At 70.1% G+C, this 17,143-nt stretch carries 15 protein-coding genes; 12 read left to right on the top strand and 3 right to left on the bottom strand.

Annotated elements, in window-relative coordinates; translation table 11 throughout:
- The first annotated feature begins 182 nt into the window (after positions 1-182).
- From ccsA to HY049_12885, 8 genes are all read left to right on the top strand, one after another.
- A complete protein-coding gene (gene ccsA / locus HY049_12920) occupies positions 183-980 on the top strand; it encodes a cytochrome c biogenesis protein CcsA (protein MBI3449805.1) in 798 nt (265 codons plus the stop codon).
- A complete protein-coding gene (locus HY049_12915) occupies positions 977-2,308 on the top strand; it encodes a glutamyl-tRNA reductase (protein MBI3449804.1) in 1,332 nt (443 codons plus the stop codon). The genes ccsA and HY049_12915 overlap by 4 nt, the downstream gene beginning before the upstream one ends.
- On the top strand, positions 2,308-3,270 hold the full coding sequence (gene hemC, locus HY049_12910) for a hydroxymethylbilane synthase (protein ID MBI3449803.1): 963 nt from the start codon (positions 2,308-2,310) through the stop codon (positions 3,268-3,270). The genes HY049_12915 and hemC overlap by 1 nt, the downstream gene beginning before the upstream one ends.
- The gene (locus tag HY049_12905; protein ID MBI3449802.1) at positions 3,254-4,063 is read left to right on the top strand and encodes a uroporphyrinogen-III synthase; all 810 of its coding nucleotides are present in this window, start codon (positions 3,254-3,256) and stop codon (positions 4,061-4,063) included. Before hemC ends, HY049_12905 begins: the two co-directional genes overlap by 17 nt.
- A 171-nt stretch (positions 4,064-4,234) precedes the next feature.
- Positions 4,235-5,365 (top strand): glycine cleavage system aminomethyltransferase GcvT, encoded by a 1,131-nt coding sequence (gene gcvT / locus HY049_12900; GenBank protein MBI3449801.1) that lies wholly within the window; start codon positions 4,235-4,237, stop codon positions 5,363-5,365.
- On the top strand, positions 5,365-5,751 hold the full coding sequence (gene gcvH, locus HY049_12895) for a glycine cleavage system protein GcvH (GenBank protein ID MBI3449800.1): 387 nt from the start codon (positions 5,365-5,367) through the stop codon (positions 5,749-5,751). The genes gcvT and gcvH overlap by 1 nt, the downstream gene beginning before the upstream one ends.
- A 1,122-nt stretch (positions 5,752-6,873) precedes the next feature.
- Positions 6,874-8,598, top strand: a complete 1,725-nt coding sequence (gcvPB, locus tag HY049_12890; GenBank protein ID MBI3449799.1) for an aminomethyl-transferring glycine dehydrogenase subunit GcvPB — start codon at positions 6,874-6,876, stop codon at positions 8,596-8,598.
- Complete coding sequence (locus HY049_12885) at positions 8,599-10,998, top strand: ABC transporter permease (protein ID MBI3449798.1); 2,400 nt, start codon at positions 8,599-8,601, stop codon at positions 10,996-10,998. It abuts the gene before it with no gap.
- Positions 10,999-11,004: 6 nt separating this feature from the next.
- Here HY049_12885 and HY049_12880 read toward each other — a convergent pair whose 3' ends face one another.
- Positions 11,005-11,853, bottom strand: coding sequence for a DoxX family membrane protein (locus HY049_12880; protein ID MBI3449797.1), 849 nt, complete (start codon positions 11,851-11,853; stop codon positions 11,005-11,007).
- Between the two features lie 273 nt (positions 11,854-12,126).
- On the opposite strand from HY049_12880, the gene HY049_12875 reads away from it, so the two are divergent.
- Both HY049_12875 and HY049_12870 read left to right on the top strand, forming a co-directional pair.
- A complete protein-coding gene (locus tag HY049_12875; GenBank protein ID MBI3449796.1) occupies positions 12,127-12,651 on the top strand; it encodes a sigma-70 family RNA polymerase sigma factor in 525 nt (174 codons plus the stop codon).
- A gap of 1 nt (position 12,652) precedes the next feature.
- Positions 12,653-13,405, top strand: a complete 753-nt coding sequence (locus HY049_12870; GenBank protein ID MBI3449795.1) for an anti-sigma factor — start codon at positions 12,653-12,655, stop codon at positions 13,403-13,405.
- Between the two features lie 15 nt (positions 13,406-13,420).
- Here HY049_12870 and HY049_12865 read toward each other — a convergent pair whose 3' ends face one another.
- Positions 13,421-14,923: an amino acid permease gene (locus tag HY049_12865; protein MBI3449794.1), complete on the bottom strand. Its 1,503-nt coding sequence runs from the start codon at positions 14,921-14,923 to the stop codon at positions 13,421-13,423.
- A gap of 66 nt (positions 14,924-14,989) precedes the next feature.
- Positions 14,990-15,559, bottom strand: a complete 570-nt coding sequence (gene maf, locus HY049_12860) for a septum formation protein Maf (GenBank protein MBI3449793.1) — start codon at positions 15,557-15,559, stop codon at positions 14,990-14,992.
- A 94-nt stretch (positions 15,560-15,653) separates the two neighbouring features.
- Between maf and HY049_12855 the strand changes: the two genes are divergently transcribed.
- Both HY049_12855 and HY049_12850 read left to right on the top strand, forming a co-directional pair.
- Positions 15,654-15,869, top strand: a complete 216-nt coding sequence (locus HY049_12855; protein ID MBI3449792.1) for a hypothetical protein — start codon at positions 15,654-15,656, stop codon at positions 15,867-15,869.
- A gap of 84 nt (positions 15,870-15,953) precedes the next feature.
- Positions 15,954-17,126: a hypothetical protein gene (locus HY049_12850; protein ID MBI3449791.1), complete on the top strand. Its 1,173-nt coding sequence runs from the start codon at positions 15,954-15,956 to the stop codon at positions 17,124-17,126.
- The last annotated feature ends 17 nt before the right edge of the window (positions 17,127-17,143 follow it).

Genomic DNA, 17,143 nt, shown 5'->3' with positions numbered 1-17,143 from the left:
TAACGCGCGGCGGCGGATCAGGCGCGGAGGACTCCCGGCGGTGCGCGAGATGACGCAGCTTGCCTCGATCCGACGCCCGCCGCCGCCCGGAAGGGGCGCGTCTCCGCGTGGCATGGAACAGGCAATGTCCACGGTGATAGTCTTCGCCGGACCCCGTCCACCGTCGAAACCCGCGAGGAAACATGCTCCACGCCAGCGGCTGGTTCTTCCTGGGCGCCGGCGTTCTCTACGCCGTCGCGATGGTCCTCTCGGTCTGGGTCCTCCTGTCGGCCCGCCGCGAGATGGTCCCGTGGCTCCCGCGCCTCGCGATCCCCGGGCTCGTCCTCCACTTCGGCGGGCTCGTCGCGCGGACGCTCGAGGAGGGGGGGGTTCCCGATCTCACGCTGAAGGAGATCCTCTTCCTCGTCGCCTTCGCCGCGATCTCCGTCTACCTCCTCGCGCACTTCAAGTTCCGCATCGAGTTCCTCGGCATCATCATCCTGCCGGTCGTCGTCGCGCTGATGGCGATCACGACGCTGATCCCCGACGAGCCGTCGCGCGTGACCGAGGGGTGGAAGGTGTCGCTGCGCGCGGTGCACGTCGTGCCGGCGGTTCTCGGCGTCGCTTTCCTCTTCCTCACGTTCGGCACGAGCATCGTCTACCTCATCCAGGAGAAGGGGCTCAAGAACCACAGGCCGGGGCGGTTCTTCGGGGCGCTCCCGAGCCTCGAGCGGTGCGATCGGCTCAGCTACATGTCGCTCGGATGGGGCTTCGCCTTCCTGACCCTCGTCGTCTTCACGGGCGCGCTCACGAACCGCTACACCCATGGGGATTTCTCGTGGGTCGCGCGCGAGCGGTGGGCTCTCCTCGCGTGGGTTCTCTTCGCCGTCGTCATCTACGACCGCGTCTTCGCCGGCAGGTGGCGCGGCAGGCTCTCGGCCTACCTGTCCATCATCGGCTTAATCGCGATCATCCTCCGGATGATCGGGATCGGCGCGTGATGCTGTACCTGGTCGGCCTCAACCACAGGAGCGCGCCCGTCGACGTGCGCGAGCGCCTCCACTTCCCGCGGCAGGAGCTGGGGGCGGCCCTCCCCGAGCTCGCGAGGATGCCGTCGATGCGGGAGGCGATCATCCTCTCGACGTGCAACCGCATCGAGGTGATCGCGAGCGCGGGAGGCGTCGACGAGGCCGGGGAGGCGATCCGGAGCTTCATCGGCTCCCGGCGCCCCGGGCAGATCGGCGTCCTTGACGACCACGCGTACCGCATGGTCGATCTCGACGCGGCGCGGCACGTCTTCCGTGTGGCGTCGAGCCTCGACTCGATGATCGTCGGGGAGCCGCAGATCCTCTGGCAGGTGAAGGAGGCGTACGCCGTCGCGGTCGAGGCCGGGACGGTGGGCCCCGCCCTCTCGTCGCTCATGCAGCGCGCCTTCTCGTGCGCGAAGCGCGTGAGGACCGAGACGCAGATCGCGAAGAACCCCGTCTCCATCGCCTACGCCGCCGCCGAGCTCGCGGCGAAGATCTTCGGCTCGCTCGAGGGGCGGACGATCATGATCCTGGGCGCGGGGGAGATGAGCGAGCTCGCGGCGCGGCATCTCATGAAGCAGGGGGTGAAGGGGGTCTTCGTCGCCAACCGCACGTACCACAAGGCCGTCGAGCTCGCGCGCGAGTTTCAGGGGGAGGCGATCAACTTCGACCGGTACCTCGAGTACGTCTCCAGGGTCGACATCATCATCTCGTCGACGGCGGCCCCGCACTACGTCCTCCGCGCGGAGGACGGCCCGGCCATCATGAAGTCGAGGCGCCACCGGCCCCTGTTCGTCGTGGACATCGCGGTGCCGCGCGACGTCGATCCCCGGTTGAACGATCTCGACAACCTCTACCTCTACAACATCGACGATCTGCAGACCGTGGTGGACACGGGGCTCGCCGAGAGGATGCGCGAGGCGGCGATCGCGGAGGCGATGGTCGACGAGGAGGTCCTGGGATACGCCGCGTGGCTGCGCTCCCTCGAGGTGAAGCCGACGATCGTCGACCTGCGGCGCCGCTTCGGCGAGATCGCGTCGGCCGAGCTGAAGCGCCACCGCGCGAAGCTCGGGGATCTCGACCCGAGACAGGAGCACGCCATCGAGGAGATCGTCTCGTCGGTCGTGAACAAGCTCCTCCACCACCCGACGGTCGAGCTCAAGCACGCTCTCGAGAGCCGGGACGGCCACGACCTCGTGAAGATCACGCGCCAGCTCTTCGAGCTGGGCGAGGCGGCCCCCGAGCTGAACGGAAACGGCCCGGCGCCGGCCCTCGACGCCTCCCCGGAGGACGACGCCTGATGGCCGGCGAGAGTCCGTCCGGCCGCACGCTCGTCATCGGGAGCCGCGGGAGCCCGCTCGCGCTGCGGCAGAGCGGGATGATGCGCGACGCGATCGCCTCGCGCAATCCTGGGCTGAAGGTCGAGATCACCTTGATCAGGACGACCGGGGACCGCCAGCAGGAGTGGGCGGCGCCCCCGTCGGCGCAGACGGCGGGGAAGGGGATCTTCGTCAAGGAGATCGAGGAGGCGCTTGCCGCCGGGCGCATCGACGCGGCCGTCCACTCGATGAAGGACCTGCCGACCGAGATCCCCGGTGGGCTCCGCATCGCGGCGGTGCCGCCGCGCGAGGACCCCCGGGACGTGCTCGCCGCGCGGGAGCCCCTCGAGTTCGATGCGCTGCCGCAGGGGGCGCGGGTCGGCACCGGCAGCCCTCGCCGCGTCTCGCAGCTCCGCCATCGGCGCGGCGATCTCTCGTACGTTCCGCTCCGCGGCAACGTCGACACCCGGCTCCGCCGGATGCGGGAGGGAGACGTCGACGCCGTCGTCCTCGCGGCGGCGGGACTGCGGCGGCTCGGCCTCATGCAGCCATGGTTCACCCATCTCCCTCTCGAGATCTGCCTCCCCGCCGTCGGGCAGGGGGCGCTCGCGATCGAGACCCGGGACGAGGAGGGGTGGGTCCAGACCGCGGTCGGGACTCTCGACGACCCAGACACCGCGGCCGCCGTCCTCGCGGAGCGGGCCTTCCTCGCGAGGCTCGGCGGAGGATGCCAGGTTCCCGTCGCCGCGTTCGCCACGGTGAGAGGCGACGCCCTTTCGATCTCGGGGGTCGTCTGTGATCCGGACGGCGGGACGATGATCCGGGTGGAGGCCCGCGGGCGCGCCGCGGACGCCGCCGGCGTCGGCGCCGAGGCCGCGGCCGAGGCCGTCGAGCGCGGCGCCTCGCTGATACTCGCCGCGGTGGAACGTGCCGCCGGCGCCTGACGGGCCGCTCCGGGGAGTCGCCGTCGTCGTCACGCGCGCCCGCGAGGCCGCCGACGAGATGGCCCGGCCCCTCGCGGCCCTCGGCGCAGAAATCCTCCTCTCGCCGGCCCTTCGCTTCGCCGACCCCGACGACTGGCTCCCCGCCGACACGGCGCTCCATGACGCCGCGGCGTACGATTGGGCGATCTTCACAAGCGCGAACGGCGTCGACGCGGTCGGTCGTCGCCTGGCGGCGCTGAGCCTGGGGTGGGAGGTTCTCTCCCGCGCGCGCGTCGCGGCGATCGGGCCGGCGACGGCGCGGGCGCTCGAGGGGAGAGGGGTCGAGGTCCGCGTCGTCCCGGACAGTTTTCATGCCGAGGGGATCCTCGAGGCGCTGCGCGGGGAGACCGTCGCGGGGAAGCGCTTCCTCCTCGCGCGCGCCACGAAGGCCCGCGACGTGCTGCCCGACGCGCTCCGCGCGCAGGGGGGGCGCGTCGACGTAGTGCCCGTCTACCGGACGCTGCGCTGCGAGCCGTCGGCCGTCGCGCTCGCGGCGCTGAGGCAGCGCGCGGGGGATCGCCTCGTCATCACCTTCACGTCGTCGTCGACCGTGTCGAACTTCCTCGACGCCCTGGCGCCGCGCGATCTCGCGGGGGCCAGGGGCTCGATCGCGGCGGCGATCGGCCCCGTCACCGCCGCCGATCTTCTGGCGCGGGGGGTGTCCCCCGCGATCCTGCCGGCGGAGTTCACGGTGCCGGCGCTCGTCGCGGCGATCGCGGCGCACTACGCTTCAGGGCGGGGGGGAGGCGGTTGATCGCCTCGCGGCGGCTGTGGTAGCGTCCGTTCTGCATTCCCTTGGGCGCGTTATCCGCCTGAAGAGCGACCTCCAAGGTCCCGACAGGCCGAACTCCAAACTCGTGAGACCGTCGTCGAAGCGCTTCGTGCGCCCGCGCGCGATCCGGCGCCTCGGCACCGGGAGGCATCCCTGAGCGATACGTCCCCCACCCCCGTCCGCAAGACGCCCCTCAACGAGACGCACCGGGCTCTCGGCGCGCGGATGGTCGATTTCGCCGGCTGGGACATGCCCGTGCAGTATCACGGAGTCGTCGAGGAGCATCTCGCGGTGCGCACGCACGCCGGCCTCTTCGACGTGAGCCACATGGGTGAGATCGAGATCCGCGGGGCCGAGGCCCTCGCCGCGGTGCAGCGCCTCACGTGCAACGACGCCGCGCGCCTCGCCCCGGGCCTCGCGCAGTACAGCGCCTTCACGACGGAGAAGGGGACCTTCGTCGACGACATCATCGTCTACTGCATGGCCCGCGACCGGTACTTCATCTGCGTGAACGCCTCGAACGCGTCGAAGGATTTCGCCTGGGTCGAATCTCACCTGCCGAAGGGGGTGACGGCCTTGAACCGCAGCGACGAGTTCGCGCAGATCGCCATCCAGGGGCCCGAGGCGGAGGCGATCCTCCGCGGCCTCACCGAGGCGGACATCCACGCCCTCAAGGCCTTCAGCTTCGCCGAGAGCCGCGTGGCCGGCGTGCCGGCGCTCGTCGCCCGCACCGGCTACACCGGCGAGGACGGCTTCGAGCTGTACTGCGAGTCGAGCCGGGCCGCCGAGCTGTGGGGCACTCTGATGGGGGTCGGCGCGCCCTTCGGTCTCACGCCGTGCGGCCTCGGCGCGCGGGACACCCTGCGGCTCGAGGCGTGTCTGATGCTCTACGGGAACGACATCGACGACACGACAACCGTCCTCGAGGCCGGGCTGAACTTCATCCTCAAGCTCGACAAGGGGGAGTTCATCGGCCGCGACGCGCTGGCGCGGCAGAAGGCGTCCGGGGCGGCGCGCCGGCTGGTGGCGTTCGAGATGGTCGAGCGCGGCATCGCCCGTCACGGCTACCCCGCGCAGGTCGACGGGGCCGAAGCCGGGCACGTGACGAGCGGCACCTTCACGCCGTTCCTCAAGAAGAATCTCGGCATGGCGTACCTCCCCGCGGCGGCCGCCCGGGAGGGGCGCGAGTTCGACGTCATCATCCGGGGCAAGCCGACCCGCGCGCGCGTGGTCAAGTCCCCGCACTACAAGCGGCCGGCGAAGTCCGCGGGAGGGAGCACCTGATGTATCCGGACAACCTGCGTTACACGAAGGATCACGAGTGGGTCTCGGTGAAGGAGGCGACCGGAACCATCGGCGTCACGCACTTCGCCCAGAAAGAGCTCGGCGACGTCGTCTTCGTCGAGCTTCCCGAGGTCGGGAAGAAGCTCAAGACCGGGGACGAGTTCGGCACGATCGAGTCGGTGAAGGCCGTCTCAGAGGTCTACGCGCCCGTGACCGGCGAGGTCGTCGAGGTCAACGGCGCGCTCGTGGATCATCCCGAAATCGTCAACGAGGACCCCTACGGCCGCGGGTGGATCCTCAAGGTCCGCATGGACTCACCCTCGGAGGCTGCCGCCCTGATGGACGCGAGGGGCTACCAGGCGTTCCTCGCGGGGCAGAAACACTGACATGAGATTCTTCCCCCAGGGAGACGCGGACGTCGCGTCGATGCTCGACGCCGTCGGGGCCGCCTCGCCCGCCGATCTCTTCACCACCATCCCCGCGAAGTTCCGCAAGGCCGGCCTTCTCGATCTGCCGCCCGCCGCGAGCGAGATCGAGCTGCGCCGCGAGTTCGCGGGGTACGCGAAGCGCAACGCGTCGGCCGCCTCGCACGCCTTCTTTCTCGGCGCGGGGGCCTACCACCACGACATCCCGGCCGCCGTCCCGCAGCTCCTCAACCGATCCGAGTTCTACACCTCGTACACCCCGTACCAGCCCGAGATCAGCCAGGGGACGCTGCAGGCGATCTTCGAGTATCAGAGCCTGATCTGCCTTCTCACCGAGCTCGACGTGTCGAACGCGTCGCTGTACGACGGCGCGTCGGCCCTCGCCGAGGCGGTGATCATGGCGCACCGCGTCACCCGCAAGTCTCGCGTCGTCATCTCCTCGGCCGTTCACCCGCACTATGTCAGGGCGATCCGGACGTACGCGAAGAACCTCGACATCGAGCTCGTCGTCGTCCCGTTCGGCCAGGACGGCCGCACCGATCCGTCCGCCCTCGCGGCCGCGATGTCTTCGGGCGCTGCGGCGGCCGTCGTGCAGAGCCCGAACTTCCTCGGCGCGATCGAGGACGTCGAGGGAGCGTCGGCGGCGGCGAAGGGGGCGGGGGCGCTCACGATCGCCGTCGTCACCGAGCCCGTGAGCCTCGGGCTTCTCCGGGGCCCCGGCGCCCTCGGCGCCGACATCGTGCTGGGGGAGGGGCAGTCGTTCGGCGTGCCCCTCTCGTTCGGGGGACCGTACCTCGGCTTCATCGCCGCGCGCGAGAGCCTCACGCGGCAGCTTCCGGGGCGCATCGTCGGGGAGGCGAGGGACGCCGAAGGCCGGCGCGGCTTCGTCCTCACGCTCGCGACGCGCGAGCAGCACATCCGGCGCGAGCGCGCGACGTCGAACATCTGCACCAACCAGGGTCTCCTCGCCCTCGCCGCGACGATCCACCTGAGCCTTCTCGGCCGCGACGGGCTTCACCGATTGGCGCTCCAGAACCACCACAAGGCCTCGTACGCGGCGTCGCGCCTCGCGTCGATCAAGGGATGCCGCCTCCCGTTCCCGGCCCCCTTCTTCAACGAGTTCGTCGTCGAGTTGGCGGCCGACCCGCAGGAGGTCAACCGCGCGCTCCTGAAGCGAGGGATCGTGGGAGGTCTCGCTCTCGGCAGGCTCTACGGCCCGGCCGAGCCCCGCCTCGAGCGGGCGTGGCTCGTCGCCGTCACCGAGATGAACACGCGCGAGGAGATCGATCGCCTCGCCGACGCCCTGGAGGGTTCGCTGTGAGCGCCGACCCGAGAGCCCCCCGCAGAGCCGGGGTCCTGAGGGACGAGCCGACGATCTTCGAGGTCGGATCGCGCGGGCGGGTGGGGCACTCCCTACCCCCCCTCGACGTGCCGGAAGCCGATCTCTCGAAGATCCCCGACAGCGTGAGGCGCGGCCCCATCGACGGGATGCCCGAGGTCAGCGAGGTGGACGTCGTCCGCCACTTCGTCCGCATCTCGCGCCTGAACTACGCCGTCGATCTCGGGCTGTACCCGCTCGGCTCGTGCACGATGAAGTACAACCCGAAGATCAACGAGGAGCTGGCGCGCGTGGAGGGTCTCGGGCGCGCGCATCCGCTCCAGGATCCCGAGACGGTGCAGGGATGTCTCCGCGTGATCTGGGAGCTCGAGAAGTCGCTCCGCCAGATCACGGGGATGCCCCGCTTCACGCTCCAGCCGGCGGCCGGCGCGCACGGCGAGATGGTCGGCATCCTCATGATCCGCGCCCATCACGTGAAGAGCGGCCGCCCGCGCTCGACGATCCTCGTCCCCGACTCGGCCCACGGGACCAACCCCGCGAGCGCCGCGATGGCCGGCTACAAGGTCGAGCAGATCCCGACGAACCCCAGGGGGTGCATCGATCTCGCCGCGCTCCGCGCGAAGATGACGGAGGACGTGGCCGGGCTGATGCTCACGAATCCGAACACCCTCGGCATCTTCGAGGAGGAGATCGAGGGGATCGTCGCCGCCGTCCACGAGAAGGGGGGCCTCGTCTACATGGACGGGGCGAACATGAACGCCCTCGTCGGCATCGCGCGCCCCGGCGACATGGGGATCGACGTCCTGCACCTGAACCTCCACAAGACCTTCTCGACGCCGCACGGCGGCGGCGGGCCCGGCTCCGGGCCGGTGGGCGTGTCGAAGGTCCTCGAGCCGTACCTCCCGACCCCTCTCGTCGAGGAGTCGTCGGGACGCCTGGTCCTCGCCGAGAATCGCCCCGACTCGATCGGGCGCGTCTCGTCCTTCTTCGGGAACTTCGGCATGCACGTCCGCGCCCTCGCCTACATCCGATCGCTCGGCCCCGACGGCCTCCGCATGGTCGCCGAGCGGGCGGTCCTCAACGCGAACTACATACGGGCGAAGCTCAAGGACCTCTACCCCGTCGCCTTCGAGACGCCGTCGCTCCACGAGGCGATCCTCAGCGACAGGCTTCTCGAGCCGAAGGGGGTCCGCACCCTCGACGTCGCCAAGCGCCTCCTCGACTACGGCTTCCACCCCCCGACGATCTACTTCCCCCTCGTGGTGCACGGCGCGATCATGATCGAGCCGACGGAGACGGAGTCGAAGGCCGAGATCGACGCCTTCATCGCCGCCATGCGCTCCATCGCCGCCGAGGCGGACGAAGACCCTGAGATGGTGCGGAAGGCGCCGCACACGACGCCGATCGGCCGGCTCGACGAAGCCGAGGCGGCGAGGCGCCCCCGGCTCCGGTACACGCGCGAGGGGTAGCTGAGCCGGTCTCTCCGCGCCCTCTCGCGACATCCGGGGGCGGCGGCCCTCGCGATCGCGACGCTCGCACTGGGGATCGGCGCGGGGACGGCTGTCCTCAGCGTCGTCGACGCCGTCCTCATCCGGCCGCTGCCGTACCCCGAGCCTGCGCGCATCCTCCAGATCTGGGGGGGCTCCGCCGGGCGGGACGCGGATCGCGTCCCCTTCTCGCACCAGCGGTTCCTCGCCCTCGCCGATCAGGGGCGATCGTTCGGAAGCGTCGCCGCGTCCACGATCGACACCGTCAACCTCACCGGGGTCGCCGAGCCGGAGCAACTTCGGGCGCTGCGCGTCTCCGAGCGGATCTTTGACGTCCTCGGCGTGATGCCTGCGATCGGCCGCGGCTTCAACGCCGCGGAGGAGATGAAGGGAGGCCCCGACGCCGTCCTCCTCGGCCACGCCCTCTTCGAGTCGCGCTTCGGATCCGATCCGGGCGTCGTCGGCCGATCGATCTCGCTGAACGGGACGCCGCACACCGTCGTCGGCGTCCTCCCCGCCGACATCGGCTATCCCGCGACGGCGGCCGACCTCTGGATCCCGCGCGTCTTCGAGCCCGGGTTCATGACCGCGGGCGCCGTCGATCGCGGCGCCGGATATCTCGACGTCCTCGCCCGCCTCCGCCCCGGAGTTTCGCGCCCGGAGGCGCAGGCCGAGCTCGACCTTCTCGCGGATCGGGACAAGCGACCCGAGGGGCTCGACGCCAACCTCTCCTACGCGAGCGCCCCTCTGGGCGAGCCCCAGGCCGCGGCCGCGCGCCCGACGCTTCTCCTCGTCGCGGGGGCGGTCGCCTTCGTCCTCGCCATTGCGTGCGCGAATGTCGCGAACCTCCTCCTGGCGCTCGCCGCCTCCCGCGGGCGCGAGATCGCGCTCCGCGCCGCGCTCGGCGCGAGCCGCGGACGCCTCATCGCGATGTTCCTCGGGGAGAGCCTCGTCCTCGCCCTCGCGGCGGGGGCCGTCGGCGTCGCGCTCGCCCGGGGCGCCCTCGCCCTTCTCGCCTCGGGGGCCGCCGCGCAGATCCCGCGCGCCGCGGGGGCGACGATCGATCTCAGGGTGCTCCTCGCGGCGACGGCCCTCTCGCTCCTGACGGGAATCGTCTTCGGCCTCGCGCCGGCTGTCCATGCTTCAAAGGCGGACTTGAACGCTTCGTTGCGCGAGGCGGGGCCGGCTTCGGCCGGGGGACATCGCGAGCGCCGGACCCGGAGCGCGCTCGTCGTCGCCGAGGTGGGCCTCTCGATCGTCCTTCTGATCGGCGCGGGCCTTCTCGTGCGGAGCTTCATCTTCGTCCTGCGGACGGACCCCGGTTTCGATCCCCATCACATCCTCGTCGCGGAGCTCCACCTGCCCCCGTCGAAGTATCCGGGCCCGCCGCAGATCCGCGCCCTCTTCCAGCGCGTCGAGCAGGAGGTCTCTGCTCTGCCGGGCGTCGTCTCGGTCGGCTCGGCGGAGGCGCTCCCTCTCGCCGGCACCGGGGCGCAGACGCTCATCGCGGTGGACGGCGGGGCGATCCCGCCGCCGGGGGAGCGGTCGGTCGTCTCCTTCGACACGGTGAGCCCGGGGTTCTTCAGGACGCTGGGGATCCGCGTGACGCGCGGCCGGGTCTTCACCGGCGCCGACGACGGCGCCTCGCCGATCAAGATCGTCGTCACCGAGGAGTTCGCGCGCCGGTTCTTCCCCGGGACCGAGGCGGTCGGGCGGCACGCCGTGCTCGGGAAGGGGGCGACCCTCTTCGAGATCGTCGGCGTCGTGTCGGGGATGCGGGATCAATCGCTCGACGCCCCGGCGCGCGAGGCCTTCTACCTCTCGTCGAACCAGCGCGCGATCGCGTCGATGTCGGTGATCGTGAGGACGGCGGGGGAGCCGCTCGCGCTGGCCGGGACGCTGCGCGCGCGCCTTCGCGCACTCGACCCCGATCTTCCGATCGCGAGCCTCCGCACGATGGACGACGTCGTGTCGGGTTCGGTCGCCGGCCGTCGCTATCTCCTCACGCTCGTCGCCGGCTTCGCGGCGCTGGCCGCGGCGCTCGCGGGTGTCGGGATCTACAGCGTGACGTCGTACTGGGTGAGCCGTCGGCGATCGGAGATCGGCATCCGCATGGCGCTCGGCGCCGAGCCGCGCGAGATCGTGAGCCTTGTCGTGGGAAGCGCGCTGAGGCTCACGCTGGCCGGCGTCGCGATCGGGGCGGCGGGGGGTTTGGCGCTCGGGCGGACCCTCTCAGCGCAACTCTACGGCGTGGGGGCTGCGGATCCCCTCACGTTCGCGGTCATCGCCGTCGGGCTCGTCGCGGTGTCCGTCGCCGCGAGCGCCGTCCCCGCCCTTCGCGCCGCCCGGGTGGACCCGTGGGGGGCGATCCGGCACGAGTGAAGCGATCTACGTCACCTTCACCCTGAGGGACATGCCGGCCTTCTTGTGTCCGCGCATCGGGCAGTAGACCTCGTAGACGCCCGGTTTCAGATCGAGCTCCAGGGTCGTCGACTGACCGGCTTCGACTCCGTCCTCGATCTCCTCCTCGATCCCCTTCCCCTCGATCTCGAAGCGATGGAGCATCGTGCCGGCGTTGGTCACCTTGAACAGCGTCCGGCCGGCGCTCCACTCGAGCGGCATCTCGATCCGGTACTCGGTCAGCCGGACCTCGACCGTCCGTGCCCCGCCCTGCGAGGCAGTGTCCGCGGCGAGGGCTCGACCGGAAGCGCCCGCGATCACCAGGCCGGCCGCGAGGATCGACACAACCGTCTTGCCGAGCACGAAGCGCCTCGCGAGAGACGGAGCTTCGATCTCCTCGCGGGCGAAGAGGGAGTCGAGAGAGAGGGGGCCGGCCCCGACCCGAAGAAGGAAGATACAGGCGAGGAGCATCGAGACGTCAAGACGCGCCTCGTGGGCCGCCTTGAAGAAGCCGTCGTGGAGGAGCATGGGGATCTTCGTCGAGGTGATGGCGACGATCATGTTGACGATCATCGAGATTGCGCCGAGGCGCGTCATCAGCCCCAGGATCAGGAGGACCCCGCACGCGATCTCGAACACCCCGTCGAAGGGAGCGAAGAAGGAAGGGAACGGAATTCCAATCTTGACGAACCGCCCGACGCCCAGCTCCTGGGGGTTGATGAATTTCAGTATCCCCTCGAGGAGAAACACCGCGCCCACGACGGCGCGGACGAGGAGAGTCGCCGGGGGGGCCGTGCTGGCGGTGATGCGGGTCGTGAACGGCCCATGACGCGTCATCGAATTCGGGCTCATCTGAGCACCTCCATGGAGTGTGGTTACGGGACACACCCGCAAGGACCGGGATCGCCTCGCGTTTAATCCCGGGCCCGCTCCCGACGCAACTCCGGGAATAACGAACCGCGATCGGCGGTCTTACCTGGAGGAGAGGAGCGAGGAATCGACAGGATGGGACCCGCCCGGCGTGTGATACCGTTTCCGCCCGCCCGACGGGCGCCGCGTCCCTCACGGACCCAGGCGCACGCCGAGCCGGATGCGAGGTCCCATCGCTCCATGGACCCGACCGAGCTGGAACGGTTCGAGCGCACGCTCCTGCCCCACATGAGCGCCGCCTACAACCTCGCGCGCTGGCTGACCCGGAGCGATCAGGATGCCGAGGACGTGGTCCAGGAGGCCTACGTCCGCGCCGTCCGATTCTTCGGCGGATTCCGGGGCGGCAACAGCAAGGCCTGGTTCCTGACCATCGTCCGGAACACCGGGTACTCCTGGCTCGAGAGATCGCGGGGGGAGGAGCTGACCACCGCTTTCGACGCGAACCTTCACGACGTCGAGGACGCCGGCCCGGGCCCCGAACTCGAGCTGCTCCGGCGCGCGACGCGGCAGGAGCTCTTCGCGGCGCTCGAGAGCCTTCCCGTCGAGTTCCGCGAGGCGCTGGTCCTCCGGGAGCTCGAGGGGCTGAGCTACAAGGAGATCGCCGACGTCAGCGGCCTGCCGATCGGCACCGTCATGTCGCGCCTGGCCCGCGCCCGGCAGAGGCTGCGGCAGATCCTTACCGATCGCGGTTCGAAGGAGGATTGAGGTGGCCTGCCCGAAGACGAAAGACCTCATCGAGGCGTACGGGGACGGCGAGCTCGATCTCGGATCGAGCCTCGAGATCGAGCGGCACCTCGCCGGCTGCGAGGCGTGCGCGGCGGTGCTCGAGAGACACCGGGCCCTGCGATCCGCCCTCGCCGGCGCCTCCCTCCACTACGACGTCCCCCCACGCCTCGCCGCGCGCGTCCGGTCGGCGGTGCGGAAGGAGGCGAAGGGACGCGCCACGGGGTGGCTTCCTTCCTGGCGGTGGGCCGCTGTCGCGGCTTCCGTCGCGCCGCTGGCGATCCTGACCTGGGCCCTGGTGGCGCTCTCGAAAACCCCCTCGCCGGGAGATCTCCTGAACCAGGAGATCGTCTCGGCCCACCTCCGATCACTGATGGGGAACCACCTGATGGATTTCCCCTCCTCCGATCAGCACACCGTCAAGCCGGCCTTCGCCGGTCGGATCGACTTCTCGCCGGATGTCCGGGGTCTTTCGGGAGTGGGGTTCACGCTGATCGGCGGGAGGCTGGATTACCTGGACGGCAGGCCTGTGGCGGCCCTCGTCTACGGGCGGCGCAAGCACGTCATCAATCTTTTCATCTGGCCGTCGGCCGGCGGGGAAGGGGCGAGGGGTGTGGAGACGAGCCTCCGCGGCTACAACCTGCTGCGCTGGAGCCGCGCGGGGATGCTCTACTCGGCCGTCTCCGACCTCAACGCACCCGAGCTGCGGGAGCTGCGGAAGGCGTTCGAGGAGTAGAAGAGTCCGGCCGATCTACTTCTTCCCCGCCGCCCTTCCCACCGCCAGCACGCTGTGGTGCCTGCCGTAGCCGAAGTAGATCATCAGCCCCAGCCCCAGCCACACGAAGAGTCGCAGCCAGTTCTCGGACGGCAGCGAGACCATCAGGAGAAAGCAGCTCAGGATCCCCATGACGGGCACGAAGGGGACGAGAGGAGCCCGGAACGGCCGCTCCGCCTCGGGGTGCGTCCGCCGCATGATCAGCACCGCAGCGCAGACGATCATGAACGCGAGGAGCGTCCCCATGTTGACGAGCATCAGCAGCACGTCGATCGGAAGGAACGCCGACAAAGACCCGACGAAGAGCCCTGTGAGGATCGAGGATTTCCACGGCGTGAGGAACTTCGGGTGGACGGCGGCGAAGAACCCCTTCGGCAGCAGCCCGTCGCGCGACATCGCGAGGAGGATGCGCGGCTGGCTCAGCATCATGACGAGGAGCACCGAGCTTATCCCCGCGACCCCCCCGACCGCGATCAGGAACTGCGCCCACGGGAGGTTCACCTTCGCGAAGGCGTCGGCGATCGGCGCGCTGATGTCGAGGTCTTTGTAATTGACCATCCCCGTCATCACGGCGACCACGGCGATGTAGAGGACGGTGCAGATGAGGAGCGACGCGATGATGGCGATCGGCACGTCGCGCTGGGGCTTCTTGGCTTCTTCGGCCTGCGTCGAGACGGCGTCGAAGCCGATGTAGGCGAAGAAGGCGAGGGCCGCCCCCGCGAGCATTCCCATCGGCTTTCCGCCCGCGTCGGCCTGGCCGAAGACGTGGCCGAAGAGCTTGAGGCCCGTGAATCCGTAGGGGGCGAAGGGATGCCAGTTCTCGGGCTTGACGAAGAAGGCGCCCACGCCGATGACGAAGAGGACGCAGAAGAGCTTGATGAAGACCATCACCGCGTTGAAGTTCGCGCTCTCCTTGATCCCCACCACCAGGACGATCGTCATCGCGGCGACGATCAGGACCGCCGGTAAATTGATCCACGAGCCGGTCGACACGAAGTGCCCGATCGAAGGGTCGTAGTTCCACATCGGGCCGGCGACCGCGTGCGGGATCTTGATGCCGAAGATCCCCAGGACCGATTGGAAATACCCCGACCAGCCGTTCGCGACCGTGGCGGCGCCGACCGCGTACTCGAGGACGAGGTCCCAGCCGATGATCCAGGCGAAGAGCTCGCCGAGCGTCGCGTAGGCGTAGGTGTAGGCCGATCCCGCGACGGGCACCATCGAGGCGAACTCGGCGTAGCACAGGGCCGCGAAGATGCAGACGCATCCGGCGGTCACGTACGAGAGCATCAGCGCGGGTCCGGCCGTCTCCTTCGCGATCGCGCCGGTCGTCACGAAGATGCCGGCGCCGATGATGGCGCCGATCCCGAGGGCCGTCAGCGTGACGGGCCCGAGGACGCGGCGGAGGCGCTGGCCCCCCTCCATCTCGGCGAGGATCATCTTCAGGGGCTTGGTCGCGAACAGGTTGCTCTTCGCCATGCGCGGGCCTCCAGGGTCCCCAGGGCGTTCAAGGCGCGGTCAGAAGAGCATTCGGCCCGGGGCGAGTCAAGACCGCGCGAGGAGCCGCGCCGTGAGATCGAGCGGGAGCCCGACGACGTTCGAGTACGATCCGTCGACGCGGAGGACGAAGCGGGCCGCGCCTCCCTGGATCTGGTAGGCGCCGGCGGCGTCGGCCGGCTCCCCGGTCGCGACGTAGTCGCGGATCTCGGCCGCCGAAAGCTTGCGGAAGACGACGCGCGTCACGCGCCGTCCGGCCCGGACCTTCCTCTCCGCGCCGGACCACACCGCCACGCCGGTGACGACGCGGTGCGTCCGTCCCGAGAGAAGCCTCAGCATGCGCCGGGCTTCGGAATCGTCCCCGGGCTTTCCCAGGACGAGGTCGCCGAGCGCGACGATCGTGTCGGAGCCGATCACGACGGCGCGGGAGCGGGCGAGGCCGGGATTCAGGGCGCGGGCGATGGCGAGGGCCTTGTCCTTCGCGAGGCGCGTCGCGAGCGACTCGGGCGTCTCGTGGGGGAGCGGCGTCTCGTCGACGTGCGCGGGGCGGACGGCGAAGCGGGAGACGATCACCCGCAGAAGATCCTTCCGGCGCGGAGAGCGGGAGGCGAGGATGATGCGGGCGTCGGGGCGCACGGCGCCGAGCCTAACACAGGCCTCGGCGGCCGCCGCGTTTGCGCCCCAGGCGGCGCGTTCCTATAATCACGCCTCCATGATGCGCAGACTCGTCCTCACGCTCGCCGTCGTCGCGCTCTTCCTCGCGGTGACCGCCGCCTCGGCCCAGGACCCCTCGACCCAGCCCTCACAGCCCGCGCAGCCCGTGCTCCTCGGCGCCGATGAAGGGCCGCTCGTCATTCCCGGGGACACCCCCGACCTCATCCTTGAGTTCACGGCGAAGGTCGCCGGGTACATCGAGCCCTGTGGGTGACCGCACAACCCCGCGGGGGGACTGGCCCGTCGGGCCGGCTACATAGACCTTCTCAAGAAGACCTTTCCGCAGTCGCGCGTCGTCATGATGGAGCTCGGCGATTTCGCGTCGACCTTCGACGAGGCGGGGAAGATCAAGACGGGAGCCTACGTCGACGGCCTCACCCGGATGAACTACGACGTCGTCGGCATCGGCGACAGCGAGCTGGCCGGCGGCCTCGACGCCTACGCGGATCTCTTCGGGAAGGCCCCGTTCCCGGCGATCAGCGCCACGTACACGATGCGCGGGAGCGAGAGGACATTCCTTCCTCCGTACGTCGTGAAGTCCTTCGATCTGCCGTCCGGGAAATCGATCCGCGTCGCCTTCCTCGCCCTCTCGCAGTACAACTCGCTCCTCGCCCGCACGGCGACGGACGGCCGGATCGTCGTCAGCCGCGACCCGGCCGATCAGGCCCGGCGCTTCACGGCCGAGCTGAACGGAAAGGCGGATCTCGTCGTCCTCCTCGCCAATCTGAGCCCGCAGGATCTCCTCAGGGTGGCCCAGGCCGCGGGGGGGAGCATCCAGATCGCGGCGGCGGGGTTCGGCGATCGCCTGACGATGACCGAGATCGAGGAGATCGGCGGCATCAAGGTCTTCTACCCGGGGAACGAGGGGAAGCGGCTCGGAGAGATCCGCGTCTACCTCGACGGCACGAAGATCAAGCAGCTCCGGGCGAGCGTCATTCACCTCACGAAGCGCTTCCCCGAGGAGCCGAAGCTCCAGGAGATGGTCCAGTCGACGCTCGTGCGCGTGAACGACGCCATGAGGAACGCGGCCGCGGCGAGCGCGCCGGCCCCGTCGGCCGCGTCGGCGCGGCTGGCGCTTCCGCCCCCCGAGTCGCCGACGGCGGCCCGCAAGTACCTCGGCACCGCCGCCTGCAAGGACTGTCACCACGACGCCTATCGAGTGTGGACGGAGAGCCGTCACGCGAGCGCCATGCAGACGCTCGTGAAGGCCACGCAGGACTTCAACCCCGAGTGCGTGAAGTGCCACGTGACGGGCTACGGCACCGCCGAAGGATTCCAGACGAACACGGCCACCCCCGCCCTCGCCAACGTCCAGTGCGAGGCGTGCCACGGCATCGCCGGCGCGCACATCCAGGACACTTCGAGGCAGGGGTACGGGCGCGTCGCCCCGCGCGTCTGTTACGCCTGCCACACGCGCGAGAACTCGCCCGAGTTCTCCTTCTACAAGTACTGGGAGCAGATCAAGCACTGAGATCGCCCTTCACTATC

Source organism: Acidobacteriota bacterium (assembly GCA_016195325.1).
Taxonomy (GTDB): Bacteria; Acidobacteriota; Polarisedimenticolia; order JACPZX01; family JACPZX01; genus JACPZX01.
This window is presented reverse-complemented; position numbering and strand designations above follow the sequence as displayed.

What these genes read in the sequence shown, in the direction of transcription:
- ccsA (MBI3449805.1), top strand. Translation starts at nt 183, where the DNA reads ATGCTCCACGCCAGCGGCTGGTTCTTCCTGGGCGCCGGCGTTCTCTAC.
- hemC (MBI3449803.1), top strand. Translation starts at nt 2,308, where the DNA reads ATGGCCGGCGAGAGTCCGTCCGGCCGCACGCTCGTCATCGGGAGCCGC.
- gcvH (MBI3449800.1), top strand. Translation starts at nt 5,365, where the DNA reads ATGTATCCGGACAACCTGCGTTACACGAAGGATCACGAGTGGGTCTCG.
- gcvPB (MBI3449799.1), top strand. Translation starts at nt 6,874, where the DNA reads ATGCCGCCTCCCGTTCCCGGCCCCCTTCTTCAACGAGTTCGTCGTCGA.
- HY049_12880 (MBI3449797.1), bottom strand. Translation starts at nt 11,853, where the DNA reads ATGACGCGTCATGGGCCGTTCACGACCCGCATCACCGCCAGCACGGCC.
- HY049_12875 (MBI3449796.1), top strand. Translation starts at nt 12,127, where the DNA reads ATGGACCCGACCGAGCTGGAACGGTTCGAGCGCACGCTCCTGCCCCAC.
- HY049_12865 (MBI3449794.1), bottom strand. Translation starts at nt 14,923, where the DNA reads ATGGCGAAGAGCAACCTGTTCGCGACCAAGCCCCTGAAGATGATCCTC.
- HY049_12855 (MBI3449792.1), top strand. Translation starts at nt 15,654, where the DNA reads ATGATGCGCAGACTCGTCCTCACGCTCGCCGTCGTCGCGCTCTTCCTC.
- HY049_12850 (MBI3449791.1), top strand. Translation starts at nt 15,954, where the DNA reads ATGATGGAGCTCGGCGATTTCGCGTCGACCTTCGACGAGGCGGGGAAG.